16 protein-coding genes are annotated in these 25074 nt (G+C 72.5%); 4 read left to right on the top strand and 12 right to left on the bottom strand.

Going from position 1 to position 25074, the window contains the following annotated elements; genetic code table 11:
- Positions 1 to 49 precede the first annotated feature (49 nt).
- From ACEN96_RS11760 to ACEN96_RS11800, 9 genes are all read right to left on the bottom strand, one after another.
- Positions 50 to 1138 (bottom strand): S1C family serine protease, encoded by a 1089-nt coding sequence (locus ACEN96_RS11760; RefSeq protein ID WP_495588194.1) that lies wholly within the window; start codon positions 1136 to 1138, stop codon positions 50 to 52.
- Positions 1139 to 1172: 34 nt separating this feature from the next.
- Complete coding sequence (locus ACEN96_RS11765) at positions 1173 to 1766, bottom strand: response regulator (protein ID WP_495588195.1); 594 nt, start codon at positions 1764 to 1766, stop codon at positions 1173 to 1175.
- A 9-nt stretch (positions 1767 to 1775) separates the two neighbouring features.
- Positions 1776 to 2021, bottom strand: coding sequence for a hypothetical protein (locus ACEN96_RS11770; protein ID WP_495588196.1), 246 nt, complete (start codon positions 2019 to 2021; stop codon positions 1776 to 1778).
- Entirely contained in the window at positions 2021 to 5659 is a 3639-nt protein-coding gene (locus ACEN96_RS11775; protein ID WP_495588197.1) for a response regulator, read from the bottom strand. Before ACEN96_RS11775 ends, ACEN96_RS11770 begins: the two co-directional genes overlap by 1 nt.
- Positions 5656 to 8949: a response regulator gene (locus ACEN96_RS11780; protein WP_495588198.1), complete on the bottom strand. Its 3294-nt coding sequence runs from the start codon at positions 8947 to 8949 to the stop codon at positions 5656 to 5658. The genes ACEN96_RS11775 and ACEN96_RS11780 overlap by 4 nt, the downstream gene beginning before the upstream one ends.
- A 134-nt stretch (positions 8950 to 9083) precedes the next feature.
- The gene (locus ACEN96_RS11785) at positions 9084 to 10289 is read right to left on the bottom strand and encodes a response regulator (protein WP_495588199.1); all 1206 of its coding nucleotides are present in this window, start codon (positions 10287 to 10289) and stop codon (positions 9084 to 9086) included.
- Positions 10286 to 13858, bottom strand: coding sequence for a hybrid sensor histidine kinase/response regulator (locus tag ACEN96_RS11790; protein WP_495588200.1), 3573 nt, complete (start codon positions 13856 to 13858; stop codon positions 10286 to 10288). Before ACEN96_RS11790 ends, ACEN96_RS11785 begins: the two co-directional genes overlap by 4 nt.
- A 133-nt stretch (positions 13859 to 13991) precedes the next feature.
- A complete protein-coding gene (locus tag ACEN96_RS11795) occupies positions 13992 to 14981 on the bottom strand; it encodes a hypothetical protein (protein WP_495588201.1) in 990 nt (329 codons plus the stop codon).
- Positions 14982 to 15138: 157 nt separating this feature from the next.
- Positions 15139 to 16155, bottom strand: a complete 1017-nt coding sequence (locus tag ACEN96_RS11800) for a hypothetical protein (protein ID WP_495588202.1) — start codon at positions 16153 to 16155, stop codon at positions 15139 to 15141.
- A gap of 51 nt (positions 16156 to 16206) precedes the next feature.
- On the opposite strand from ACEN96_RS11800, the gene ACEN96_RS11805 reads away from it, so the two are divergent.
- From ACEN96_RS11805 to pdeM, 4 genes are read left to right on the top strand one after another with little or no spacing between them, the layout of a single operon-like run.
- Positions 16207 to 17292 carry a ligase-associated DNA damage response exonuclease gene (locus ACEN96_RS11805; RefSeq protein WP_495588203.1) on the top strand — a complete coding sequence of 362 codons (1086 nt, stop codon included), beginning with the start codon at positions 16207 to 16209 and terminating at the stop codon, positions 17290 to 17292.
- Positions 17289 to 18962, top strand: a complete 1674-nt coding sequence (locus ACEN96_RS11810; RefSeq protein WP_495588204.1) for an ATP-dependent DNA ligase — start codon at positions 17289 to 17291, stop codon at positions 18960 to 18962. The genes ACEN96_RS11805 and ACEN96_RS11810 overlap by 4 nt, the downstream gene beginning before the upstream one ends.
- A complete protein-coding gene (locus ACEN96_RS11815; RefSeq protein ID WP_495588205.1) occupies positions 18959 to 21532 on the top strand; it encodes a ligase-associated DNA damage response DEXH box helicase in 2574 nt (857 codons plus the stop codon). Before ACEN96_RS11810 ends, ACEN96_RS11815 begins: the two co-directional genes overlap by 4 nt.
- Positions 21529 to 22248: a ligase-associated DNA damage response endonuclease PdeM gene (gene pdeM / locus ACEN96_RS11820; RefSeq protein ID WP_495588206.1), complete on the top strand. Its 720-nt coding sequence runs from the start codon at positions 21529 to 21531 to the stop codon at positions 22246 to 22248. Before ACEN96_RS11815 ends, pdeM begins: the two co-directional genes overlap by 4 nt.
- A 45-nt stretch (positions 22249 to 22293) precedes the next feature.
- On the opposite strand, the gene ACEN96_RS11825 is transcribed toward pdeM, so the two are convergent.
- The 3 genes from ACEN96_RS11825 to ACEN96_RS11835 form a co-directional block, all read right to left on the bottom strand.
- Positions 22294 to 22530: a hypothetical protein gene (locus ACEN96_RS11825; protein ID WP_495588207.1), complete on the bottom strand. Its 237-nt coding sequence runs from the start codon at positions 22528 to 22530 to the stop codon at positions 22294 to 22296.
- A gap of 131 nt (positions 22531 to 22661) precedes the next feature.
- On the bottom strand, positions 22662 to 23201 hold the full coding sequence (locus ACEN96_RS11830; protein WP_495588208.1) for an MgtC/SapB family protein: 540 nt from the start codon (positions 23199 to 23201) through the stop codon (positions 22662 to 22664).
- Positions 23198 to 24937, bottom strand: coding sequence for an ABC transporter ATP-binding protein/permease (locus ACEN96_RS11835; protein WP_495588209.1), 1740 nt, complete (start codon positions 24935 to 24937; stop codon positions 23198 to 23200). The genes ACEN96_RS11830 and ACEN96_RS11835 overlap by 4 nt, the downstream gene beginning before the upstream one ends.
- Between the last annotated feature and the right edge of the window lie 137 nt (positions 24938 to 25074).

The raw sequence follows: 25074 nt of genomic DNA on the forward strand, positions 1-25074 counted from the left end.
GGCGGCGTCAGGGTTATCGCCGGATGGGGTAGGCGATCGGGGCGCTCGATCAATCGCTGGTGAGCTGGGCCTGGACCTGGCGCGTCTTGCCGCCGTTCCAGACCGACAGCGTGACCTTGTCGCCGACCTGGCGCTCCTCGAGCTCATTGAGCAGTTCGTCCAGGTCGCCGACCGGTTTGCCATTGACCGCGGTGATGACGTCGCCGCCGACGATGCGGCCGTCGCGGCCGCGCATGAACGGCTGCAGCCCGGCGCGCTGCGCGCCGCCGCCGGGCCGCAGCCCGATCAGCACCACGCCCTTGGGCAGGCGCAGCACCTGGCGCAGCTGGTCGGTGCCCGCGGTCAGGCCCAGCGCCGGGCGGATCACGCGGCCATGCTTGATCAGCTGCGGCACCACGCGGTTCACCTCGTCGGCCGGGATCGCGAAGCCGATGCCGTTGCTGCCGCCGCTGGGGCTGAAGATCGAGGTGTTCACGCCGATCAGCCGGCCCGCCGAGTCGAGCAGCGGGCCGCCGGAATTGCCCGGGTTGATCGCGGCGTCGGTCTGGATCGCGCCGCGGATCGTGCGCTGCGTCATCGACTCGATCTCGCGGTTCAGCGCCGAGACGATGCCGCGCGTCAGCGTCTGGTCCAGGCCGAACGGATTGCCGATCGCATAGACCGTCTGCCCCACCTGCAGGTCCTTGCTGGCGCCCATGGGCACCGGCTGCAGCTTCTCGCGCGGCGCGGCGATGCGCAGCACCGCCAGGTCGCGGTCGGGATCGACGCCCACCAGCGTGGCGTCGTACGAGGACTGGTCCGACAGCGTCACCTTGGCGGCCGAGGCGCCGCGGATCACATGGAAGTTGGTGACGATGTGGCCCTGTTCATCCCACAGGAAGCCGGAGCCGGTGCCGCTGGGCACCTCGGTCACGTTGCGCGAGAAGAAGTCGCGCTGCTGCGCCAGCGTGGTGATGTGGACCACCGACGGCGACAGCTTGCGGAACACCGCGATGTTGTTCTGCTCCTGGGCGTCGAGCGGGCCGCGTGGCGTCACCGGGCGGGGCTGCGCGCCGGCCGCGGTCAGGGCGGCGAGCAGGAGGACGAGGATGGCGGGAAGGCGCGTGGCGCGCAAGACCTGGCACGGTCGGACGGGCATGGCGGTGAAAGGGGCGTCGCGGCGATGCGCGCGATTATGACGAGGCCTGCGGGTCGCCGGACCGGCGCGCGATCTCGGCCTCCAGATGGGCCGCGCGTTCGCGCAGCAGGTCCGCCGCGGCCTTCAGCCGCAGGTGCGTGCGCACGCGCGCGAGCAGGATCGGCGGGCTGATCGGCTTGGTGATGTAGTCCTCCGCGCCGAGGGCCAGGCCGTGGCTCTCGTCCGCCACGTCGGAGCGCGAGGTCAGGAACAGCACCGGGATGTCGCGCGTGGCGGCGTCCGCCTTGAGCCAGCGGCAGATCTCGTAGCCGTCCATGCCCGGCATCAGCACGTCCAGCAGGATCAGGTCGGGGCGCGGCGCCTCGGCGGCGATGCGCAGCGCGCGGTCGCCGGTGATCGCGACCTTGACGCGGTGGCGGTCCTTCAGCAGCTCGTAGAGCTGCGACAGGACCTCGGGAGAGTCGTCCACGACGAGCAGGGTCGGGCGCGCGTCGAGGGCGGTGTCCGTGGCGCTGGCGTCGGTGTACGTGCTCGTGCTCGTGCTCGTGTTGGTGCTGGTGCTGGTGCTGGTGCTGGTGTCTGTGTTGGCGTCGGTGTTGGTCGTTGCGGGGGGATGATCGTCGTGCATGGTGCTCCCTTAGCGGCTGGCGCGAGCCGCCGCCTGTTCATCGTCGCTCGGCGGCGTGGCCGCGTCGAGCAGCCGCAGCGCGGCCTCGAAATCGAACCGCGCCGCCGCTTGCGCCGCCTCGCGCAGGCGGGCGGCGCGCTCCGGGCCGATCTGGCCGGTGATTTGGTCCAGCGCCTGCGCCAGCGCTTCGGCGGTCTCGGCCGCCGCGCCGTCGTTGCCGGCCAGTTGCCGGCGCCACCGCGCCAGATCGGTCATCAGCCGCGCGAGCGCCTCCTCGGGCGCCGGCGCGGGCGCTGCGCCCGGCATCGGCACGCCCGGCGGCAGCGAGGGCGCGGGCGAGGTGGGCAGCGCGTCCAGCGTCCGGTCCAGCCCGCCCAGCAGCCGATCCAGCGCGGCGCGCGTCTCGGCCGCCAGCGCGCGCCGGCGCGGCGCGGGCGCGCCAGCGCGCGCCGGCGCGGCGCGGGCGCGCCGGCGCGGCAGGCCTGCTCGAGCGCCGCGGCGGCCTCGCACAGCGTCATCGCGCCGATCGTGGCCGAGGCGCCCCGCAGCGCGTGCGCGATCCGCTCGAGCGCTTGCGGATCCTCCCCGGCCGCGTCCAGTTGCGCGGCCGTGGCCTGCTGCGTCTGGTGGAACACGCGCAGCAGCCTCAGGTACAGCGTGGTGTTGTTGGCCGCGGTGGCCAGGCCGGTGCGGGACTCCAGCCCCTCGATCGCGGGCACGGGGGAGGGCGCCTCGGCGCTGAGCGGCACGCCGCCGCCGGCCTCCGGGCCCTGCGCCCGGTCCGGCCTGTCCGCCGCGCGCGGGCGCACCCAGCGGGCCAGCGTGTCGAACAGCGCGTCGGCATGCAGCGGCTTGGCGATGTGATCGTTCATGCCGGTGGCCAGGATGCGCGTCCGGTCGGCGCCCGTGGCGTTGGCCGTCAGCGCGATGACGGGCAGGGCGCGCCAGCGGGGGTCTTCGCGCAGTTGGCGGGTGGCCTCGTAGCCATCCATCTCCGGCATCTGGCAGTCCATCAGCACGCCGTCGAAGGCGTCCGGGGACGCTCGCAGCAGCGCCAGCGCGATGGCGCCGTTGCCGGCCAGCGTCACCGAGATGCCGGCGCGCGACAGCAGTTCCTCGGCCAGGTCCCGGTTCACGGCGATGTCGTCGACGACCAGGAGGCGCGCGCCGGCGAGTCCGCGCATCGCGGCGCGGGTCGCCGCCTGGCGGCGGGCCTGCGCGCCGCCGGGGCCGCCGCAGGGCGGGGCGGCGCCCAGCACGCCGCGCAGCATGGCGGCCGTCACCGGCTTGGCGAGCACCGGCGGGCGCTGGCCGGTGGGCAGCCGCGACATCGCTTCGTAGAGCGTCTCGTCATTGCTGAACGCGGTGACCAGCGCGATGCGTGGCGGCTGGGCGAATTCGTCCAGCAACAGGGCCGCCGCGGAGAGTCCGCTCATCTCCGGCATCCGCCAGTCCAACAGCACCCAGTCGAAGGGGCGCCCGGCGAGCGCCGCGGCACGCGCCATCCGCAGCGCGGCGCGGCCGCCGGCGGCCATCTCCGGCGCCAGCCCCTGGGCCCGGCACAGGGCCGCGAGCAGTTCGCGCGCGACACGGCTGTCGTCGACCACCAGCACGCGCGCGCCGGGCGGGACGCCGGCGGCGCCGATGCCGGCAGCGGCGTCCGCATCGATGCGTCCTTCGACATCGACCTCGATCTCCGCATCGCCATCCGCATCGCCATGCGCGTGATGGCCGGTGTCCATGTCCGGGCCGCGATCCGCCGCCTGCAGGCCGAGTCTCACGGCGAAGTGGAAGGTGCTCCCGACGCCGGGCATCGACTCGACCCACAGGCGGCCGCCCATCATGTCCACGAGTTGCCGGCAGACGGCCAGCCCCAGGCCGCTGCCGTCGGGGACGGCGGGCTCGGCCTCGTCGAGCTGGCGGCGCACCTGCGCCAGCTGCGCCGGCGTCAGCCCCGGCCCGCCGTCGCTGACGCTGAACTGCAGGAGGACGCCGCCGGCGGCCGGGGCGCCGGGCTCGCCGGGCTCGCCGGGCGTCACCGCGATCACCACCTCGCCCTGGCCGGTCACCCGCGCGGCCTGCTTGCCCAGCTGCGCCAGCACCTGTCCCAGACGCAGCGGATCGCCGACCAGCGCCGCCGGCACGCCCGCCGGCACGTTCAGCAGCAGCTCGACGCCCTTCTGTTCGAGGCCCAGTCCCAGCACCTGCACCGCGTGGTCCAGCACCTCGCCCAGGTCGAAAGGGATGTGCTCCAGCGCCAGCCGGCCGGCCTCGATGCGGCTGAAATCGAGGATGCCGTCGATGACCCCGAGCAGGTTCTCCGCCGCGTCGCGGGCCTTCTCGACGTAGTTGCGCTGGCGCGCGTCCAGCTCCGTCTGCAGCGCCAGGTCGGACATGCCGATGATCGCGTTCATCGGCGTGCGCAGCTCATGGCTCATGTTGGCCAGGAAATCGGCGCGCAGCCGCGTGGCGTTCTCCGCGGCCTCCCGCGCGCGGCGGATGTCGGCCTCGGCCTCGATCTGGTCGGTCAGGTCGGTGAGCCAGACCAGGATCCCGCGCCGGTGCAGCGCCACCGGCAGGAAGACCGCCAGGCAGTCGTGCCGCTGGCCGTCCGGACCGAGCAGCGCCAGCTCCACGTCGCCCTCGCGCGGCGCGATGGCGCCGCGCAGCATCGCGGTGGCGCGCTCGCGGCTGGCCTCGTCGGCGTAGGCGTCCGGCCAGGGCTCGCCCACGCGCACGCCGGTCAGCCGTCTCAGCGCCGGATTGGCCACCCGCACCCGCTGGTCCGCGATCACGCCGATGCCCACCGGCGTGCGGGCGATGATGGTCAGGTAGCGGCGCTCCTGCGCCTCCAGCTTCAGTTCCAGCGCCTGGCGCGCGACGCGCTGGGCCAGGTGCCGCAGCAGCGCGGCCTGCAGGGCGAAGGCGATCAGCGCGGCCAGGGCGCCGATCACCGCCTGCGCGGGCGGGCTCAGCGCCTGCCGCAGGTCCGCCACGTACACCAGCCGCCACGGGCCGGCGGGATCGCCCCATTCGACGGGCCGGCTGACGACGGCATGGCGGCGTCCTTCCAGCGTCACCGTCAGCTCGGCGGGGTTGAAGGGCAGCAGCGTCACGCGGGCCGGATCGTCGAAGCCGCGGCCGTACTGGCGGTCCACGCCGAGCAGCCGGCTGCGCTCCGCCGACGCGCGTCCGGCCAGCGTCATCACCCAGGCCGGTTCGCTGGAGGCCATGACCACGCCGTGCGGCGAGACGAGCAGGCCGGTGGCATCGGCGCGCGTGCCGAGGAAGCGATCGAGTTGCTCCGCGAGGTAGCGCGACGAGATCACGCCGATGATCGGCCCTTCCTCGCCGCTGCCCGCGTAGATCGGCGCGCTCAGGAAGACCGAGCGCCGCGAGGCGGTCAGGCTCAGCGCCACGAACACGCTGGGCCGGCCGCGCATCGCCTGGCGGAAATACTGGCGGGCGCGCACGTCCTGGCCGATGGAGGTGGGCTGGACGTCGCCGCGGGTCCAGTCGCTGACGATGCGGCCCTCCCGGTTGACGATGAAGCTGAGTTCCGCGCCGACGTGGTCGGTGAGCACCGCCAGCACGTCCGCGCCGGGGCGGGTGAGGCGCGCGACGTCGACGTCGCTCACGGCCGTGGCCGTCTTCAGCTCCGCGTTGACCTGTCCGGCCAGGCGCACGGCGCCCATCGCGCGGCTGTTCTCGGTCAGGCCCTTCAGGAGCAGCAGTTCCCGGTCGCCCCAGGTGGCCAGGCCGGCGCGGAAATCGGCTTCCTCATGGCGCCGCGCCAGATCCGCCGCGAGCACGCCGGCCAGGACCGAGAGCAAGGCCACGCCCAGCCACAGCAGCGGCCGGTGGGCCATGAGCCGCCGGATGGCGCCGGTCATCGCGCCCACCGCGCGGCGGCCGCGCCGCCGTCCCAGCGCAGCAGGGCCAGCGCCTCGTCGAACCGGAAGCCGGCCGCCGCCGCGGCGACGCGCCGCAGCAGCACGGTCCGCGCCGGCGCCGGCGGGTGGGCCTCCAGCTCCCGCAGCAGCGCCGCGGCGGTCTCGACCGCGCCGGCGTCGCCCGCGTGAAGATGCCGCGTGAGCCGGCGCAGCAGCGCCTCGAGCCGGGCGGCCGGTTCGCCGGCGCGCGGCGCGGCGGACGGCGGCGCGGCGGCCGCCTCGGGAAAGCGCGGCGCGAGCCATCGCGCCAGCGTCTCGAACAGGCGCTCGACGTTGAGCGGCTTGGGCAGGTGGTCGCTCATGCCGGCGGCGAGGATGCGCTCCCGGTCGCCGCTCATCGCGCTGGCGGTGAGCGCGATCACCGGCAGCTCGCGCCAGGCCGGCTCGCGGCGGATGAGGCGCGTGGTCTCGTAGCCGTCCATGACGGGCATCTGGCAATCCATCAGCACGGCGTCGAAGCCTTGCGGCGCGGCCGCCAGCCGGTCCAGCGCCTGCTGGCCGTTGCCGGCCAGCGTGACGTCCAGCCCGGCCGCGCGCAGCAGCTCGGCGGCCAGCTCCTGGCTGCCGGGATCGTCCTCGACCACCAGCAGCCGCGCCCCGGCGAGCTGCATCATCGCCAGCCGGGTCGAGGCCCGGCGCCGCGGCGCCGGCGGCGGGCGGCGGCTGGCGTGGCCGCTGGCGGCCGCGATGGCCTGCAGCAGCGTCGAGGCCGTGACCGGCTTGTTCAGCTGCACCGGGCGGTCGCGCGGGTCGAAGTCCGCCAGCGCGGCCGTCAGCGTCTCGTCGCGTCCGAAGGCCGTCACCAGCAGCACGTGCGGCGGCGCGGCCAGGCGTCCGTCCGCGATCAACCGCGCCGCCTCCAGGCCGTTCAGGACGGGCATCTGCCAGTCCATCAGCACCAGGTCGTAGGGATCGCGCGCCGCCTGGGCCTCCAGCACGGACTGCACGGCATTGGCGCCGTTCACGGCGCGGTCCACGCGCATGCCGAAGCCGGCGCACAGCGCGCCGAGGATCTCGCGCGCGGCATCGTTGTCGTCGGCGACCAGCACCCGCAGGCGGCTGACGTCCACGGGCGCCGCCGCTTGCGCCGCCTGGGCCGGCGCCTGCAGCCCCAGCCGCACGGTGAAGCTGAAGGTCGAGCCCTCGCCGGGCCGGGAGCTCACGCCGATGGTGCCGCCCATCAGCTCCACCAGCTGCCGGCTGATCGCCAGGCCCAGGCCGCTGCCGCCGTACTTGCGTGTCGTCGAGGTGTCGGCCTGGACGAAGCTGGCGAACAGCCGCGCCGCGGCCTCCTCGCTCATGCCGATGCCGGAGTCGCGGACGCTGAAGTGCAGCTCGACCTCGCCGGATGAGGCGCTGGATGAGGCGCGCTCGATGGCGACGACCACCTCGCCCTCCTCGGTGAACTTGACCGCGTTGTTGGCCAGGTTGACCAGGACCTGCCCGAGCCGCGTCGGGTCGCCGATCAGCGCCGTCGGCACGTCATGGGGCAGGTGCAGCAGCAGCTCCACGCCCTTGTCCTGCGCGCGCAGCGCGATGAGGGTGACCATGTGGTCCAGCACCTGGTCCAGGTCGAAGGGCACGGCCTCCAGCGTCAGCCGACCGGACTCCATGCGGCTGAAGTCCAGGATGTCGTCGATCAGGTCGAGCAGGCTCACCGCGGCGTCGTTGACCTTCTCCAGGCAGGTGCGCTGGCGCGCATCCATGCCGGTCTGCAGCGCCAGGTCGGACATGCCGATGATCACGTTCATCGGCGTGCGGATCTCGTGGCTCATGCTGGCCAGGAAGCTGGACTTGGCGTGCGCCTCGGCCTCGGCGGCCTCCTTGGCGCGCAGCGCCTCGCGGGCCGCCTCGCGCCGCCGCGTGATGTCCATCAGCCACAGCAGCAGGGCCGGCTTGTCGCCCTCGTAGTCGATGGGCATCGTGGACAGCAGGAAGTCGCGCGGCTCGCCGGCCGTGTCGATCAGGCGGACGTCGACGTGGCGCCGCTCGAGCCGGTAGGCCAGCACCTCGGCCATGACGGCGCGGCTGGCGTCGTCGGCGGCCCGGTCCGGCCAGCGCTCCTGCAGCCGCATCCCCAGCCGCGAGGCCAGCGCCGGGTTGGCGAACTCGACTCGCCCGTCGAGCAGCAATCCGACGCCGATCGGCGCCATGTTGAAGATGGTCCGGAACTGGTCGGCGCGGGCCTGGATCTCCGCCACGTGGCGGGCGCTCTGGCGCCGCTGGGCCGCCATCAGCCGGGCCAGCGCGATGGCGGCGAACAGCAGGATCGCGCTCGATGCCGCCACCAGGACCTGCTGGCGCGCCGACATCGCGCCGGCGAGGTCGTCCAGCAGCACCAGGCGCCAGGGGCCCGCCGGGTCGTTCCATTCGACCGGCGCGGCCGCGACGGCCAGGCGGCGGCCATCGATCAGCGCCACCGCCGCCGCGTCCGGGTCGAACGGCAGCCGCCGCGAGGCCGCGGGATCCTCGAACAGCGCGGCGTAGCGCCGCGCCGCCATCAGCGCGCGCGCCCGGTCCGCGCTCGGGGCGCCGGCCAGGGTGAGTTCCCATGCCGGCCGGCTGGCCGCGAAGACCACGCCGTGCGGCGACACCAGCAGCGCGCCCGCATGGCGCGGTGACTTGACGATCCCGTCCAGCATCCGCGGCAGCTTGCGTCCCACCATGACGCCGATGACGCCGCTGGACTGCTGATAGCCCGCGTAGACGGGCGCGGTGAACAGGATGGCGCGCTCGCCCAGGCGGGCGCTGAGCGCGGTGAAGATCGACGATCGTCCCTGCAGCGCCTGCTGGACATAGGGCCGGTAGGCCAGGTCCAGCCCGATGGCCTGCTGCTCGGGGCGCTTCACCCATTCGGCGACGATGAGGCCGGCGCGGTTGATCACGAAGGCCTCGTCGCCGTCCAGCGAGGCCGCGATGGCGGCGAGATGGGCCTCGCCGGGGCGGTCCTGGCGGGCGCGCCGCGCATCGGTCTGCAGGGCGAGCGACTTGACGACCGGATCGAGCAGGCCGCTGATCTCGATGGCGCCCATGTCCTTGCCGGAGAGCGTCTCCTGGAGCAGCGCGACGGCTTCGCGCTCGGCGGCGGTGCGCAGCGCGCGATGGTGGTCGCGCTCGAGCACCCAGCGCTGCGCGGCGCTCAGCGCGATGCCGGCCGCGATGGTGGCCAGCGCGATCGCCCCCCAGCACAGCGCCTGCCGCAGGCCCTCGCTCCGAATCGACAGACCCATCCCTGATCCCTTGCGCAACGCCCGCGGCGACAGGTGTCGGATGTGGTCGGCGCGCTCCCCGTGGCGCGCCGCGCGCCGTCGGACGGGAGCGCCGAGTGTTCGGGCCGGGGTCGGGTCTTGTCAAGCGCGTCTGGTCAAGGAGGAGGACTGACGGTCTCCATCCATTCGCGCTTGCGCGCCAGCGCCTCGTCGTCGTCGGCGAAGCGCTGGGCGATCTCCTGGAACTGCGGCTGGATGCGCAGGAAGGCCTGGACGATGTCGGGGTCGAAGTGCCGGCCCGCCCCCTCGGCGATGATGCCGGCCGCCTGCCCATGGGGCATGCCGTCCTTGTAGACGCGCCGGCAGATCAGCGCGTCATAGACGTCGGCCAGCGCCATCAGCCGCGCGGAGAGCGGGATCTCGTCGCCGCGCAGGCCCTGCGGATAGCCCGAGCCGTCCCACTTCTCCTGATGCGAGTAGGCGATGTCCTTGGCCGTCGACAGGAAGCCCACCGTGGTGCCCAGCTGCGCCTCGGCCTGCGCGATGGCGTCGCGGCCCAGGCGCGGATGGGCCTTCATGACCTCGAACTCCTCCGGCGTGTAGCGGCCCGGCTTGAGCAGGATGCGGTCCGGGATGCCGACCTTGCCGATGTCGTGCAGCGGCGCGGACTTGTACAGCGTGGCGATGTACTCGGGCGTCAGCGTGGCGGCGAAGCGCGGATGGCCGCACAGCGCCTCGGCCAGCGCGCGCACGTAATGCTGGGTGCGGCGGATGTGGTTGCCGGTGTCGCTGTCGCGCGTCTCGGCGAGCGAGGCCATCGCCAGGATGGTCACGTCCTGGATCGCCGCGAGCTCGGCGGTGCGGCGCGCCACCTCGGCCTCGAGGAAGCCCGCCTTGTCGCGCAGGAAGTCCGCGCTGGCCTTCAGGCGCAGGTGCGTGCGCACGCGCGCCATCACGATCGGCGGGCTGATGGGCTTGGTGATGTAGTCCACCGCGCCGAGCGCCAGTCCGCGCGTCTCGTCCGCCACGTCGGACCGGGCGGTCAGGAAGATCACCGGGACGTCGCGCGTCGCGGCCTGCGCCTTGAGCCGGGCGCACACCTCGTGGCCATCCATGCCCGGCATCATCACGTCGAGCAGGATCAGGTCCGGACGGGGTTCCGCGCCGGCGATGCGCAGCGCCTTGTCGCCGCTGTTGGCGATCTTCACGCGGTAGCGGCCGCGCAGCAGTTCGCTCATCAGCGCGAGGTTGTCCGGCGTGTCGTCGACGACCAGCACGGTCGCGCCGTCGGTCGGATCGGGGTCCGTCTCCGGCGCGCGGGCCGACAGGGACGGGGTCGTCGGTGAAGCGGTCGCGTTCATGCGGTGCTCCCGGAGGATGTGGGATCGGTGTCGGCCTGGCGCGCGTCCTCGCGCAGCAGCGTCAGGGCCGCGTCGAAGTCGAAGCGCGTGGCGGCGTCCGCCGCGCGGCGCAGCGCGCGCAGCCGCGCGGTGGGCAGCGGCAGGCCGTCGAGCATCGCCGACAGCTCCTGGGCCGCGTCGGCGGCCGTGGAGTCGCTGTCGTCGAGCAGGCGCTCCAGGCGCAGGATCAAGGCCTCCAGCCGGGCCTTGGCCGCGTCGTCGATGAAGGCGGGCCGCGCCGGCGCGTGGGTGGCCGCCGCGGCGGCGGCCCCCTGCGCCATCGCCTCGCGCGCCAGGTGCCGGCCCAGCGACAGCAGCAGCGTCGCCAGCAGCGACTGCGCGCGGGTCAGCAGCGGATCGCGCTCGGCGGCGGACAGGCGCTGGCCGCAGGCCTGCTCGAGCGCGCCGGCCGCCGCCGCCAGCGGACGCGCGCCGAGCGTGGCGGCGGCGCCGCGCAGCGAATGCGCCAGCCGCGTCATCGTCGTCCAGTCGGCGGCGGCGGAGGCCGCGGCGAAGCGGGCGGCGAAGTCGGTCTGCGAGTCGTGGAAGGTGCGCAGCAGCTTGCGGTACAGCGGCACGTGGCCGGCGGCGGTCGCCAGTCCTGCCTGCACGTCGAGCCCGGCGATCTGCGGCAGGCCGTCCGGTCCGGCGGCGGGCGGCTCGCCCGCGGGCGGCGCGCCGGTGGCCGGGCCGCCGTCCTCGAGCACCGGCACGCGCGGGCGGCGCGTGTCGACGCGCCGGCCGGAGCCGGAGCGCGTGTCCATCGGGACATCCGCCGCGGGGATGGCGGGCTGGACCCAGCGCGCCAGGGTCTCGAACAGCAGGTCGACGTTGAGCGGCTTGGAGATGTGGTCGTTCATGCCGGCCTCGATGACCTTCTCGCGGTCGCCGCTCATCGCGTTGGCGGTCATCGCGATCACGGGCAGCGCGCGCCAGCGCGGATCGGCGCGCAGCGCGCGCGTGGCCGCATAGCCGTCGAGCACCGGCATCTGGCAGTCCATCAGCACGCCGTCGAAGCCGTCGGGCGAGCCGGCCAGCAGCTCGAGCGCGACCCGGCCATTGACGGCCAGCGTGACGTGCAGGCCGGCGTCCTCGAGCAGCGCGGAGACGAGCTCCTGGTTCAGGTCGTTGTCCTCGGCGACCAGGATGCGCGCGCCGGCCAGGCGCCGGATCGCCTCGCGCGCCGAGTCGCGCCGGCGCTGCGCGGCCGGCGCGGGCAGGTCGGCATGGCCGAGCGCCTCGCCGATCGCGCCCAGCATCGACGAGGCGGTCACCGGCTTGGTCAGCAGCACCGGACGGCGCTCGCCGCCGGCCGCGGCCAGCGCGGCGGTGAGCGCGTCGTCACGCCCGAACGAGGTCACCAGCACGACGGCGGGCGCGCGTTCGAGCCGGCCGTCGCCGAGCTGGCGCGTGGCCTCCAGGCCGTCGACGACCGGCATCTGCCAGTCCATCAGCACCAGCTCATAGGGACGGCCGTCGGCCTGCGCGCGCTCGGCGTCGCGGATCGCCTCGGCGCCGTCGGCGGCGGTGCTCACGTCCAGGCCGAAGCTCGCGCCCAGCGTGGACAGGATCTCGCGCGCGGCGCGGTTGTCGTCCACCACCAGCGTGCGCATGCGCGCGAGCTCATGCGCCATCAGCGCGCGCCGCGCCGGCAGGTCCGAGCCCTCGGGCTGCAGCGCGAAGCGGGCCGTGAAGTGGAAGGTCGAGCCCTGGCCCGGGGCGGACTCCAGCCAGATGCGCCCGCCCATCATCTCGACCAGCTGCCGGCAGATCGCCAGGCCCAGGCCGCTGCCGCCGTACTTGCGCGTGGTCGAGCTGTCGGCCTGGCTGAAGCTCTGGAACAGCCGGGCCTGCTGCTCGGGCGTCATGCCGATGCCGGTGTCGCGGACCCAGAAGTGCAGCTCCACCTCCGGCGTGCAGACCGCGTCCAGCGCGGTCGAGGCGTCGCGCGCGGCGGCGGGGTTCGAGGCGATGCCGACGATGATCTCGCCGCGGTCGGTGAACTTGGCGGCGTTGTTGCCCAGGTTGACCAGCACCTGCCCGAGCCGCAGCGGATCGCCGACCAGCGCGGTGGGCAGGTCGGCCGGGAGGTTGAGCAGCAGCTCCAGGCCCTTGTCCTCGACGCGGAAGCCGATCAGGTTGACCAGGTGGTCGAGCACGTCCTCCATGCGGAAGGGCACGCACTCCAGGCTCAGCTTGCCGGCCTCGATGCGGCTGAAGTCGAGGATGTCGTCGATGACGCCGAGCAGGTTCTCGGCGGAGCGGTGCACCTTCTCGATGTAGTTGCGCTGGCGCGTGTCCAGGCCGGTCTGCAGCGCCAGGTGGGACATGCCGATGATCGCGTTCATCGGGGTGCGGATCTCGTGGCTCATGTTGGCGAGGAAATCCGACTTGGCGCGGGTGGCGTCCTCGGCCGCGTCCTTGGCCTGCTGCAGCGCCTCCTGGGCGCGCTCGCGGTCGGCCAGCAGCGTCTGCAGCTGGCGGTGCTGGGCCTGGAGCTCGAGGTCCTTGCGGTCGCGGGCCACGCCGTGGGCGAGGCTGCGCATCGAGGCCACCAGCAGCCCGAAGGCCAGCAGCGCGACCAGGCCGGCGATGGTGAGCCGCGTGGCGAGGGGCTCGAGCGCCTCCAGGTCGCCCAGCAGCACCAGGCGCCAGGGGCCGGCGGGATCGTTCCAGGCGACCTCGGCCTGGACGGCGGCGTGGCGCACGCCGCCGATCTGGACGATGGGGGCGGCGGGGGCGAAGGGCAGGGTGTGGGTGCGGGCGGGGTCCTCGAAGAGCCTGCCGTACTGGCGCGAGGCGGTCAGCGCCTGCGAGCGCCGCGGCGTGGCGGCGCCGTCCAGGCTCATGCGCCAGTCGGGCCGGCTGGCGGCGAGCACCACGCCCTGCGGGGAGACGAGCAGCGCGCCGGCGTAGCTGCGGGTGTCGAGGAAGCGGTCGAGCGCGTCGGCATAGAGCCGGGCGGCGACGACGCCGATGATCTCGCCGCTCTGGCCGGGCTGGCGGTAGATGGGCGCGGTCAGCCAGAAGGCGCGCTGGCCGGTGGTGATGCTGATGCCGGCGAAGACGTTGGGCTGGCCGCGCAGGGCCTGGCGGAAGTATTGGCGGAAGCTGACGTCCAGGCCGATGGTGACCAGGCCCTCGTCGTCCCAGCTGGCGATGATGCGGCCGGCGCGGTTGACGACATAGGCCTGCTGGGCGCCGACGCTGGTGGCCAGGACTTCGAGCGTGTCGGCGGCGGGGCGGGTGCGGCGGGCGGCGTCGGTGTCGGTGAGCTGGGCGGCGGCCTTGAGGGCGGGGTTGAGCTGGCCGGCCAGCACGACGGCGCCCATGCCTTTGCCGGTGAGGGTCAGGCCCTGGAGGGCGAGGGCCTCGCGCAGGGCGGCGTTGGCCAGGCCGCGGTGGAAGTCGTGTTCGAGCGAGCGCCGATGCGCCTCGCTGACCGCGATGCCGAGCGCGAGCGCCGCGACGGCGGCCGCGATCCAGGCGATCGGGCGGTGCCGCAGCAGCCAGTCGGAGACACGACCCATCCCTTTCCCTCCCCGGAAGGCCCGGTCGGTGGCCGCCGGGCCGTGGTGGATGAACGTCCGGGCAGTGTAGGGGAGTTGAGGCGGCTTGCGGGGAAGGCGTGGCGCCTCCCGCCGTCAAGCCTTCTCGCGGACTTCAGATCGATGAGGAGCCCACCGGGACGGCCTTCTCCTGCGGCTTGGGGAACCATTGTTGCCAGAGCGCCTGGCAACGTTTCCCGGCGGTATCACCAGGCTTCTCCCATTTTGGCGGAGAGGCAAGCTTCTCTAGCACGGGGAGCAAGGCGCCGTCCATCTTCCTTCTCAGCGTGCCCCGATCGAGAGCCCCCTTCTTCAGTGCCAGCAGGCGATCGATGCCGTCGACGAAGGCCTGGGTTCGAGGGGTGTCGCCAACGTACAGCATGTCGCCAATGCCGCGGCTGTCCAGGGCGTCCACCATGTCGTTCGCGAAGTTCGGATGGTTTTCTGCCAGAGCCACGGCGAAATCGAAGAGGACGGGCGCCGCCGGCGACGCGTCGAGATCATTGATGCCTTCCGTCGTGAAGTCGAAGGCGGTGGAGCCCTTCCTGCCGGGTCCGCACCGTCCTCTTTCGCCAAGCACGATGTCCGTGAGGTCCTCAGCGGTCAGCGCGCCCTTCTTGCGAAGATTGAGCAGGCAGTCGCACAGGGCTGAGAGGTTGGCGGAACCATCCGTGCCGGTCGCCTTGTCCTTCAAGCAGCAATTCTCCGCAAACAGCTCCAGTGGCGTCCGAGTTTGGACGTGACTGTTCCTGCACATGAACATCAAACGAAGGTCCGAGCCCTTCAACAGCTTGGCGTCGACTGCTGCTTCCAGTTGGGTCAGGAAGGCCTTCAGATGGTCGAGGCGCCGGTGATGAAAGCCCGAATGCAGGGCAGTCTGACCGTCACGCCCCGTGGCCATGAAGGCATTGCGCAGTTCATCCTGGTTCATTTCGTTGTGGCTCGCGCGCTCGCACAGGCACTTCATCGTCGATTCCACGTCTTTCGAACTGCCGTTGAGCATGACGTCATGCAGGTCGGGCGTTGCTGGCGTGCCTGGAGCGCGCGCCGCGATGGCGTCGGCGGCACACAGGGGAGCTTCTTGCCGGGGCGGGAGAGGAAACATTCGACTTGCGTTCCACAGTGAAGAGGTCCAGTGAGTACGGAATTCCGCGACCCGGGGTTCGCCGCCGATGCCAGTGACGCGAACCGGAGTTGCCGCCGCGCGGAGATGCGGGCTCGTCCTACAAGCGATGTGTGAGGGCGTGCGCAGCCCCGACGCCTCAGACGGCTGAGGAGAACCAGTCCTCATCCGCGGCCTTGGCCTGTTTCTGGCAGCGTTCCCTGGCCTTCGCGGGTATCACCTCGCTGCCGGCGGTTGCCAGTGCCTTCCCCATGACCGCCTTCAGGATCCCAAGATCGAGCGTGCCGGTGTTGCGCAGGCCATTGATGCCGTCGATGAGCGCTGTGACGCGAGGCGTGCCGCCGAGTTGGAACAGGTCCTCGATCGACCTTTTGTCCAGCGCCTGCAGCAGCTTGTTCGCGAACATCGATCGGCCTCTCTTCTTCGCCTCGACCTCCTTCTGCTCGAACCGCACCAGCGTCTCGGCGAGTTTGAAGAGGGCGGGCGTTGCCGCGTGTGGGACGCGGCCCCACTCCATCGCTTGGTCGAAGGCGTTCCAGCCTTCCCTGCCGGCGAGCACGATGGAGGTGAGGTCGTCAGTGCTCAGCGCCCCCTTGTTGCGCAAGCGGATCAGGCAATCGCAAAGGGCCAAGAGGCTGTTCGCATTGGTGTCCGCTCCGTCTACGAACAGCTGGAGCGGGGTCTGACCGAAGCGGTCCATATGGAGGAACATCGAACGAAGGTCTGAGGCATGCAACAGCTTGTCATCGACGGCCGCTTCCACTTGGGTCAGGAAGGCCCTCAGGTTGCCAAGGCGTTCCGGGTTGAAGCCGGAATGCAGGGCGGTCCGTCCACCGGGCTTCATGGCCATGAAGGCGTCGCATAGCTGATGGCGGGAGATGGTGTTCTTCTTCGCCTGCTCGCGCAGTGTCGTCATCACGGATTCGACGTCTTTCGGATTGCCCCTGAGCATGACGTCATACAGGGGGGGCGTTGCCGGCGTGATGTCTGAGGCCAGTCCCTCGGTGGCATACGCAGGAGCGGCGGGCCGGGTCAGGAAACGAAGCATTGCCATTGCATTCCGGAGTGATGAAGCCCAGTCAGTACGGAACACCCCGGACCGGGGTTCGCGCATGACACCGGCGCCGCAGGGGAGGCTTGCCGGCTCCATGGACATGCGGGCTCGTCCTACACGCCGCGTGCGAGGGCAGGACTAGCATCGACGCGCATGCGTACGACAAACTCCGAGCCGCGAACGATGGACGAGGACCTCGTCATCGCCCGCCCCGAAGGCCTGTACTGCCCGCCCGGCGACTTCTTCATCGATCCCTGGAAGCCCGTCGACCGCGCGGTGATCACGCACGGGCACAGCGACCATGCGCGCATGGGACATGGGCACTACCTGGCTCACCGCGACAGCGCCGCGATCCTGCGGCGGCGGCTTGGCGACGACATCACGCTGCAGATGCTCGGCTATGGCGAGGTGATCGAGCACCACGGCGTGCGCCTGTCGCTGCACCCGGCCGGCCATGTGCTCGGCTCGGCGCAGGTGCGGCTGGAACACGGCGGGCGGGTCTGGGTCGCCTCGGGCGATTACAAGCTCGAGGCCGACGGCACCTGCGCGCCGTTCGAGCCGGTGCGCTGCGACACCTTCATCACCGAGTCGACCTTCGGCCTCCCGATCTACCGCTGGCCCTCGCAGGCGGCGCTGTTCGCCGAGATCGACGCCTGGTGGCGCCGCAATGCCGCCGCGGGCCGCGCGTCGGTGCTCTACGCCTACGCGCTGGGCAAGGCGCAGCGGCTGCTGCATGGCGTGGACGCGTCCATCGGGCCCATCGTCGCGCATGGCGCCGTGGAGCCTCTGAATGCGGTCTATCGCGACGCCGGCGTGACGCTGCCGCCGACCTTCAGCGCGATGGATCCGGCGCTCGACAAGGCAGCGCTGGCGCGCGCGCTGGTGATCGCGCCGCCGTCGGCCGCGCGCTCGCCGTGGCTGCGCCGCTTCGGCGCCGATCCCGCCGACGCGTTCGCCAGCGGCTGGATGCAGCTGCGCGGCACGCGCCGGCGGCGCGGTGTCGATCGGGGCTTCGTCGTCTCGGACCATGCCGACTGGCCCGGGCTGATGACGGCCATCCGCGCCACCGGCGCCGAGCGCGTGATCGTCACGCATGGCAGCGTGCCGGTCATGGTGCGCTGGCTCAATGAGCAAGGCCTGCGCGCGCAGGCCTTCACGACCGAGTACGGCGAGGAGGATGCCGGCGAAGCCGCGATTCCCGATGCCGTTGGCACGCCTTCAGGGGATGCGCCCGCATGAAGGCCTTCGCTGCGCTCTATCGCGAACTGGACGCGTCGACCTCCAGTCTCTCGAAGCAGTCGGCGCTGCAGGCCTACCTGCGCGAGGCCCCGCCCGCGGACGCGGCCTGGGCCGTCTACTTCCTCGCCGGCGGCAAGCCGCGCCAACTCGTGCCCACCAAGCTGCTGCGCGAGCAGGCCCGCCTGGCCGCCGGGCTGCCGGAATGGCTGTTCGACGAAAGCTATGAAGCCGTCGGCGATCTCGCCGAGACGATTTCGCTGCTGCTCCCCGAGCCCGCCGAAGCCGTCGAGCGCCCGCTGTCCGACTGGATGACGGACTTCCTGCTCCCGCTGCGCGGCCGGCCGCCCGAGGCGCTGTCCCTCGAGCTGCAAGCCCAGTGGGCCTCGCTCGCGGTCGAGCAGCGCTTCGTCTACTTCAAGCTGATCACCGGCGCCTTCCGCGTCGGCGTGTCGAAGCTGCAGGTCACGCAGGCGCTCGCCGCCGTGAGCGGGCTCGATGCGAAGCTCGTCGCCCAGCGGCTCATGGGCTACACCCACATCGGCGCGACACCGGCCCCGGCCGACTACGCCGCGCTCATCGCGCCCGCCGCGAGCGAGGCCGATGGCGGCGCGGAGCGTGGCGCGCAGCCGTATCCGTTCTTCCTGGCCCATCCCTTCAACCTGCCGCTCGCCCAGTTCGACGCGGCGCTCGGGCCGGCGTCGGACTGGCTGGTCGAGTGGAAGTGGGACGGCATCCGCGCGCAGGTGGTGCATCGCGGCGGCGAGGCCGCGATCTGGTCGCGCGGCGAAGAACTGATCACCGACCGCTTCCCCGAGTTGCGCGCGATGGGCGAGGCGCTGCCCGAAGGCACCGTGCTCGACGGCGAGATCCTCATCTGGCGTGACGGCCGCGCGATGCCCTTCGCCGAACTGCAACAGCGCATCGGCCGCAAGACGCTGAGCGCCAAGCTGCTGCGCGAGCTGCCGGCAGCGCTGTGCGTCTACGACCTGCTCGAGGAAGCCGGCGAGGACCTGCGCGAGCGCCCGCAGCACGAGCGCCGCGCGCGTCTGGAACGCCTGGTGGCGGCGCATCCGCTGCCGGGCCTCAAGCTCAGTCCGCTGATCCAGGGCGCCGACTGGGCCGACCTCGCGCGGCAGCGCGAGCAGGCGAGGGCGCTGGGCGTCGAGGGGATGATGCTCAAGCGCCTGGACGCGCGCTACGGCGTGGGACGCACCAAGGACGTCGGCGTGTGGTGGAAGTGGAAGATCGATCCGCTCTCCGTCGACGCCGTGCTGATCTACGCGCAACGCGGCCATGGCCGGCGCGCCAGCCTCTACACCGACTACACCTTCGCGGTCTGGAACGGCCCGCAGGACGATCCGGCGCGGCAGCTGGTGCCCTTCGCGAAGGCCTACTCGGGGCTCACCGACGCGGAGATCCGCGAGGTCGACGCCATCATCCGCAAGACCACCGTCGAGAGCTTCGGACCGGTGCGCAGCGTCACGCCGACGCTGGTCTTCGAACTCGGCTTCGAAGGCATCGCGCGCAGCGGGCGCCACAAGAGCGGCATCGCGGTGCGCTTCCCGCGCATGCTGCGCCGGCGCGAGGACAAGCCGGTGGAGGAAGCCGACACCTTGCAGTCGCTCCAGGCGCTGCTGCCCGCGGGGACGGGCGATGGAGCGATCGAATGACCGCCTCGCCGGTCGATGCCTGGATCGACGCGCAGGGCTGGACGCCGTTCCCCTTCCAGCGCCAGGTCTGGGCCGAGATCGCGGCCGGGCGCAGCGGCCTGCTGCATTCGAGCACCGGCAGCGGCAAGACGCTGGCGGTGTGGCTGGGCGCGCTCGCCGCGCTGCGCGGCGAGATCGGCGCCGAAGGCCGCGAAACCGGCAAAGCGGACCAAGCCGGCAAAGTGGACAAAGCGGGCAAAGTGGACAAAGCGGGCGGTAGGCCGCTCGCGGCGCCGTTCTCCGTCCTCTGGATCACGCCGATGCGCGCGCTCGCGGCCGACACGCTGCGCGCGCTGCAGGCGCCGATGGCGGCCCTGTGTCCTGGCTGGACCGCGGGCCTTCGCAGCGGCGACACCTCGTCCGCCGAGCGCGCCGCGCAGGACCGGCGGCTGCCCACCGTGCTGGTGACGACGCCCGAGAGCCTGTCGCTGCTGCTGTCTCGCGCCGACGCGCGGGAGCAGCTCGGGCGGGTGCGATTGGCCGTCGTCGATGAATGGCACGAGCTGATGGGCAACAAGCGCGGCGTGCAGACCCAGCTCGCGCTGGCGCGCCTGCGGCGGTTCCGGCGCGAGCGCGGCGGCGCGCTGATGACCTGGGGCCTGTCGGCGACGCTCGGCAATCTCGACGAGGCGATGCGCACGCTGCTCGGCGCCGAGGCCCGCGCGCAGGGCCGGCTGGTCCGGGGCGAGACCGACAAGGCGCTGCTCATCGACACGCTGCTGCCGGTCTGCGTCGAGCGCTTCGCCTGGGCCGGCCACATGGGGCTGTCGATGCTGCCGCAGGTGGTCCAGGCCATCGAGGCCAGCGCCAGCTGCCTGGTCTTCACCAACATGCGCTCGCAGGCGGAGCGCTGGTACCAGGCGCTGCTGGAGGCGCGGCCCGACTGGGCCGGCGTGCTCGCGCTGCATCACGGCTCGCTGGACCGCGAGGTGCGCGAGTGGGTCGAGCTCGGGCTCAAGGAGGGCCGCATCAAGGCCGCGGTCTGCACGTCGAGCCTGGACCTGGGCGTCGACTTCCTGCCGGTGGACCGCGTGCTGCAGGTCGGTTCGGCGAAGGGCGTCGCGCGGCTGGTGCAGCGCGCCGGACGCTCGGGGCATGCGCCGGGACGGCCCTCGCGGATCACGCTGGTGCCGACCCACAGCCTGGAGCTGGTCGAGGCCGCCGCCGCGCGCGCGGCGGTGCGCGCGGGCCAGATCGAGGCCCGGCACAGCCCGCGCGAGCCGCTGGACGTGCTGGTGCAGCACCTGGTCACCGTGGCGCTGGGCGGCGGCTTCCGGCCGGACGAATTGCTGGCGGAGGTGCGCGGCACCGTGGCCTACGAGACGCTGGGCGCCGAGGCCTGGCAGTGGTGCCTGGACTTCGTCCACCGCGGCGGCCCGTCGCTGACCGCCTATCCGGACTATCAGCGCGTCGTGCCCGACGAGGAAGGCGTCTGGCGCGTGCCCGACGCGCGCCTCGCGCGGCGGCATCGCGTCAACATCGGCACCATCGTCAGCGACGCCGCCATCCAGGTGCAGTACATGAGCGGCGGCCGTCTGGGCACGGTGGAGGAGAGCTTCATCGCGCGGCTGCGCCCCGGCGACGTCTTCATGTTCAGCGGCCGGCTGCTGGAGCTGGTGCGCGTGGAGCAGATGACGGCGCTGGTGCGGCGCGCCGCCGCCGGACGCGCCTCGGTGCCGCGCTGGAACGGCTCGCGCATGCCGCTGTCGAGCACGCTCGCCGACGCGGTGCTGCGCGAGTTCGCCGCCGCCGACGCGGGGCACTTCGACTCGCCGGAGATGCGCTGCGTGAAGCCGCTGATCGATGTCCAGCGCCGCTGGTCCGGCGTGCCGGCGCCGGACGTGCTGATCGCCGAGACGCTGAAGTCGCGCGAGGGCTGGCATCTCTTCCTGCACGCCTTCGCCGGCCGGCAGGTGCACCTGGGCCTGGCGGGCCTGATCGCGTGGCGCGCGGCGCAGCCCGAGACCGGCACCTTCTCCATCGCGCTCAATGACTACGGCATCGAGCTGCTCAGCGCCAAGCCGATGGACTGGGCCGCGCGGCTGCCGGCGCTGCTCGCGGTGCGGCCGATGGAGACGCTGCTGCGCGAGGTGCTCGCCAGCCTGAACGCGACCGAGCTGGCGCGGCGGCGCTTCCGCGAGATCGCGCGCATCGCCGGGCTGATCTTCCAGAGCCACCCCGGCGAGCGCCGCAGCAACCGCCAGCTGCAGGCGTCCGCGACGCTGTTCTTCGAGGTCTTCCAGCAGCACGACCCGCGCAACCGGCTGCTCGCGCAGGCGGAGCAGGAGCTGCTCACGCAGGAGCTGGACGTGCGCCATCTCGCCGCGGCACTGGAGCGGATGAGCCGGCAGACGCTGCAGGTGCATGCCCTGAAACGTCCCACGCCGCTGGCCTTTCCGCTGATGGTCGAGCGCTTCCGGGAGAAGCTCAGCAATGAGTCCTTCACCGACCGCATCGCGCGCTTGGTCGCGCAGCTCGAGAAGAGCGCCGGTGACGCGCCGGTGGGACTCGGTGCGAGGATGGGCGGATGAGCCTGTCATCGAATGAGGCCAGCGGCCTGGGATCCGATGCGCCAGCGCACGCCGATGCGCCGGCGGGTGCGCTCGCGCTGAGCCTGGCGGGCGAACGGGTCTGGCTGCTGCCGGCCCGCGCGCTGTGGTGGCCCGCGGCCCGCACCGTCTTCGTCGCCGATGTCCATCTGGGCAAGGCGGCGAGCTTCCGGGCGCTGGGGCAGCCGGTGCCCTCGGGCACCACGCGCGACAACCTCGACCGGCTGAGCGCGCTGATCGATGGCCAGCGCGCGACACGATTGGTGGTGCTGGGTGACCTGCTGCATGCGGCGGCGGCGCAGCAGGCGCAGGTGCTCGATCCGGTGCATCGATGGCGCGAGCGCCATGCGGGCGTCGACTGCCTGCTGGTTCGCGGCAATCACGACAGCCGGGCCGGCGATCCGCCGCCGTCATTGCGTTTCGAGATCGTCGATGAGCCGCATCGGATGGGCCCGTTCGCGGCCTGCCATCACCCGCGCCGCGTCGAGGGCGCCCACGCGCTGGCGGGGCATCTGCATCCGGCGATGGTGTTGCGGGGACGCGCGCATGAGCATCAGCGTCTGCCCTGTTTCTGCGAGGCCCAGGGGCTGATGATCCTGCCCGCCTTCGGGGCCTTCACCGGCACGACGCTCGAGGGCCTGCCGCCCGGATCGCGCTGCCATGCCGTCGGGGGCGGCGCGGTCTGGGCGGCGCCATAGCCGCCACGCGAGCCAGCGGGCCCCGCAGTCCTGGAGGGCGCCGGGTCAGAGGTTGAAGCCGCCCACGTCGGTGTGGAAGTCGCCGACCTCGGTCCATTCGCGCAGGTCGGCCGGCACGGCGAAGCGTTCGGACAGAGCTTTCGCCGCTTCCTCCGCCGTGGCGAAGGAATCGCCCCAGGGCATGCTGTCGTGTTTCACGCGCCAGCGCCGCGACAGGCGGGGCTTGATCGTGAACGTGCCATCCAGGCTTTGGAATACGTAGGTGATGGTGTCGATGTCCATGCTGGGCTCCGGGGCGCCTCCCGAGCGCCGACCCTATCGCACCTTGCGGCAACTGTCATACCCGCGTCGCGGATGAGGGCGACGCGCGCCCTCGCGCGCCACTTGGGTGATGTGCTTCACCGCCGCGCGGCTCAGTCGAGGCGCGGCTCGTCGCGCGCCGCCGCCTGATCCGCCTCGGGGCGGCGGTGGCGCCGGCGCTTGCGCGCGAATTTGGGCAGCAGCTCCAGGATGCCCAGCGCCAGCAGCATGCTCAGCACCGCGGTGGCCTCGCGGCCCAGGCCGCAGGCGACGCCGATCGCCGCCGTCATCCAGATGCCGGCGGCGGTGGTGAGGCCGTGGACCTGCTCCTCGTTCTCGAGCTTCAGGATCGCGCCCGCGCCGAGGAAGCCGATGCCGGCGATCACGCCCTGCAGCACGCGGCTCATGTCGGTCAGGTGCATGCCGCCCTGCTGCGGGACCAGCACGAACAGCGCCGCGCCCAGCGACACCAGCATGTGGGTGCGCATGCCGGCGGCCTTGCCGTGGTGCTCGCGCTGGAAGCCCAGGATGCCGCCCAGCAAGGCGGCCAGCATCAGGCGCACCGTGATGCGGGTGATCTGCTCGATGTCGGGGATGTCGGAGAACTCCGAGCGCAGCGTGGCGAGCACGGCGTCGGTCCAGGAAGGGGTCATGCGGGGTCCTTTCGCGCGGCGGCCGGCGAGGAGGGCTCCGCCTCCGCGCCGGCCTCGGCCGCGTCGAAATCGTAGCCGTCCGCCGGGTGCAGCGCCCACTCGCCGTTGCCCTTGAGCTCGAGCACGTGGCTGTGATGCCGCAGCACGCCGCGCCGGTGCGCGATGCTGACCAGCGCGATGCCGTCGCGGCACAGGCGTTCGTAGAGACGGCGCTCGTTGCCGCTGTCGAGCGCGCTGGTGGCCTCGTCCAGGATCGCCAGGCGGGGCCGGCGCACGAGCACGCGCGCGAAGGCCAGCCGCTGCTGCTCGCCCATCGAGAGCAGCTTCTCCCAGTCCTGCACCGCGTCCAGGCCACCGACGCGGTCGGCGAGTTCGGGCAGGCAGACGTCGGCGAGGATCGCGCGCAGCGCGTCATCGTCGAGCTCGGTGCGCGTGTCGGGATAGATCATCTGGCTGCGCAGCGTCCCGGGCTGCAGGTAGGGGCGCTGGGGCAGGAAGAACACGTCCTCCATCGGCGGATGCTCGATCGTGCCCTCGCCGCAGCGCCACAGGCCGGCGATCGCGCGCAGCAGCGAGCTCTTGCCGCAGCCGCTCATGCCGGTGATGAGCAGGCTCTCGCCAGGCTGGAGCGCGACGTTCAGGCGCTCGACCAGCAGGCGGTCGAACTGCGGCGTGTAGAGCGTCAGGTCGCGCAGCGCGAGCTGCTCGGCGGGGGCGCTGCGGATGCGCTCGCGCGCGCGTTCGTCGCGCGGCTTGCGCGGGCGCATGACCTCGGACAGCGCATGCAGGCGGTCGATGCCGGCCACGAAGCGGCTCAGGCTCTCGAAGTTGTCGACGATCAGCGAGACGGCGGTCAGCACCGCGGCGAAGGCGCCCGCGGCCTGCACGGCCGCGCCGACCTCCAGGTCGCCGGAGAGCACGCGGTCCGCCAGCAGCACGCTGGGGACCACCAGCGTCAGCTGGTTGAAGCCGCGCTGGAACAGGTTGAGCGCGCGCTGCTTGCGGATCAGCTGCCAGTAGTTGCCGTAGACGGCATCGAAGCGCTGGTCGATCTGGGCGCGCTCCTGCGGCTCGCCGCGATAGAAGGCGATGGACTCGGCGTTCTCGCGCAGGCGCATCAGGCCGAAGCGGAAATCGGCCTCGCGGCGCAGTTGCCAGAAGTTCAGCTGGATCAGCGGCGAGCCGAAGACGTACAGCGCGAGGAAGGTGCCCACCGTCGCGTAGATCGCCAGGAACAGCACCAGCAGCTTGGACAGCGACCACAGCACGGCCGAGAACGCGATCAGCTGCATCGCCGAGCCCAGCATCAGCAGCGAGAAGTGGGTGGAGCGGCCGGTGAAGGTGTTGATGTCTTCGGAGATGCGCTGGTCGGGGTTGTCGATGTCGGCGGGGCTGGCGCCGCCGCCGCCGATCTCGTAGTAGCGGCGGCCGTCGAGGTAGCCGTCCAGGAAGCGCCCGGTGAGCCAGCGCCGCCAGTGGTTGGAGAAGGCGTCGCGCATGTAGTAGTAGAAGGCGTACACCGGCACGGCGAAGGCCAGCACGATCAGGCTGTCGCGCACGGCGAGCCAGAAGCGCGGGTGGTCGCGGGCGGCGAGCGCGGAGGTGAGCTCGCCGGTCTTGTCGTTGAGCAGCACGGCGAGCTGGGTCTCGCACAGCATCAGGACGATCAGCAGGAAGAGCAGCCCCCAGGCCGCCTTGCGCTGGTCGCCGAGCCAGTAGGGCCGCGCGATCTGCACGAACTGGCGCCAGGCCGCGGCGGAGAGGCGAGGAGGGCGCCGGCGGCGGGCCTTGCGTTTGCGGGGGGCGGGGGGCGCGACGGGGGGCGTCGCCGGGGAGGGTGACGGCTTGCGGGCACCGGACGGCGGCAGGTCCG

It is taken from the genome of Roseateles sp. Mitsp63, assembly GCF_059491535.1.

Bases quoted from the DNA above. Each gene is read 5' to 3' on its own strand.
- ACEN96_RS11775 (WP_495588197.1), bottom strand. From the start codon at position 5,659: ATGACCGGCGCCATCCGGCGGCTCATGGCCCACCGGCCGCTGCTGTGG.
- ACEN96_RS11795 (WP_495588201.1), bottom strand. From the start codon at position 14,981: ATGTTTCCTCTCCCGCCCCGGCAAGAAGCTCCCCTGTGTGCCGCCGAC.
- ACEN96_RS11830 (WP_495588208.1), bottom strand. From the start codon at position 23,201: ATGACCCCTTCCTGGACCGACGCCGTGCTCGCCACGCTGCGCTCGGAG.
- ACEN96_RS11825 (WP_495588207.1), bottom strand. From the start codon at position 22,530: ATGGACATCGACACCATCACCTACGTATTCCAAAGCCTGGATGGCACG.
- pdeM (WP_495588206.1), top strand. From the start codon at position 21,529: ATGAGCCTGTCATCGAATGAGGCCAGCGGCCTGGGATCCGATGCGCCA.
- ACEN96_RS11770 (WP_495588196.1), bottom strand. From the start codon at position 2,021: ATGACCGATCTGGCGCGGTGGCGCCGGCAACTGGCCGGCAACGACGGC.
- ACEN96_RS11765 (WP_495588195.1), bottom strand. From the start codon at position 1,766: ATGCACGACGATCATCCCCCCGCAACGACCAACACCGACGCCAACACA.
- ACEN96_RS11780 (WP_495588198.1), bottom strand. From the start codon at position 8,949: ATGGGTCTGTCGATTCGGAGCGAGGGCCTGCGGCAGGCGCTGTGCTGG.
- ACEN96_RS11805 (WP_495588203.1), top strand. From the start codon at position 16,207: ATGCGTACGACAAACTCCGAGCCGCGAACGATGGACGAGGACCTCGTC.
- ACEN96_RS11790 (WP_495588200.1), bottom strand. From the start codon at position 13,858: ATGGGTCGTGTCTCCGACTGGCTGCTGCGGCACCGCCCGATCGCCTGG.
- ACEN96_RS11760 (WP_495588194.1), bottom strand. From the start codon at position 1,138: ATGCCCGTCCGACCGTGCCAGGTCTTGCGCGCCACGCGCCTTCCCGCC.
- ACEN96_RS11800 (WP_495588202.1), bottom strand. From the start codon at position 16,155: ATGTCCATGGAGCCGGCAAGCCTCCCCTGCGGCGCCGGTGTCATGCGC.
- ACEN96_RS11785 (WP_495588199.1), bottom strand. From the start codon at position 10,289: ATGAACGCGACCGCTTCACCGACGACCCCGTCCCTGTCGGCCCGCGCG.
- ACEN96_RS11810 (WP_495588204.1), top strand. From the start codon at position 17,289: ATGAAGGCCTTCGCTGCGCTCTATCGCGAACTGGACGCGTCGACCTCC.
- ACEN96_RS11815 (WP_495588205.1), top strand. From the start codon at position 18,959: ATGACCGCCTCGCCGGTCGATGCCTGGATCGACGCGCAGGGCTGGACG.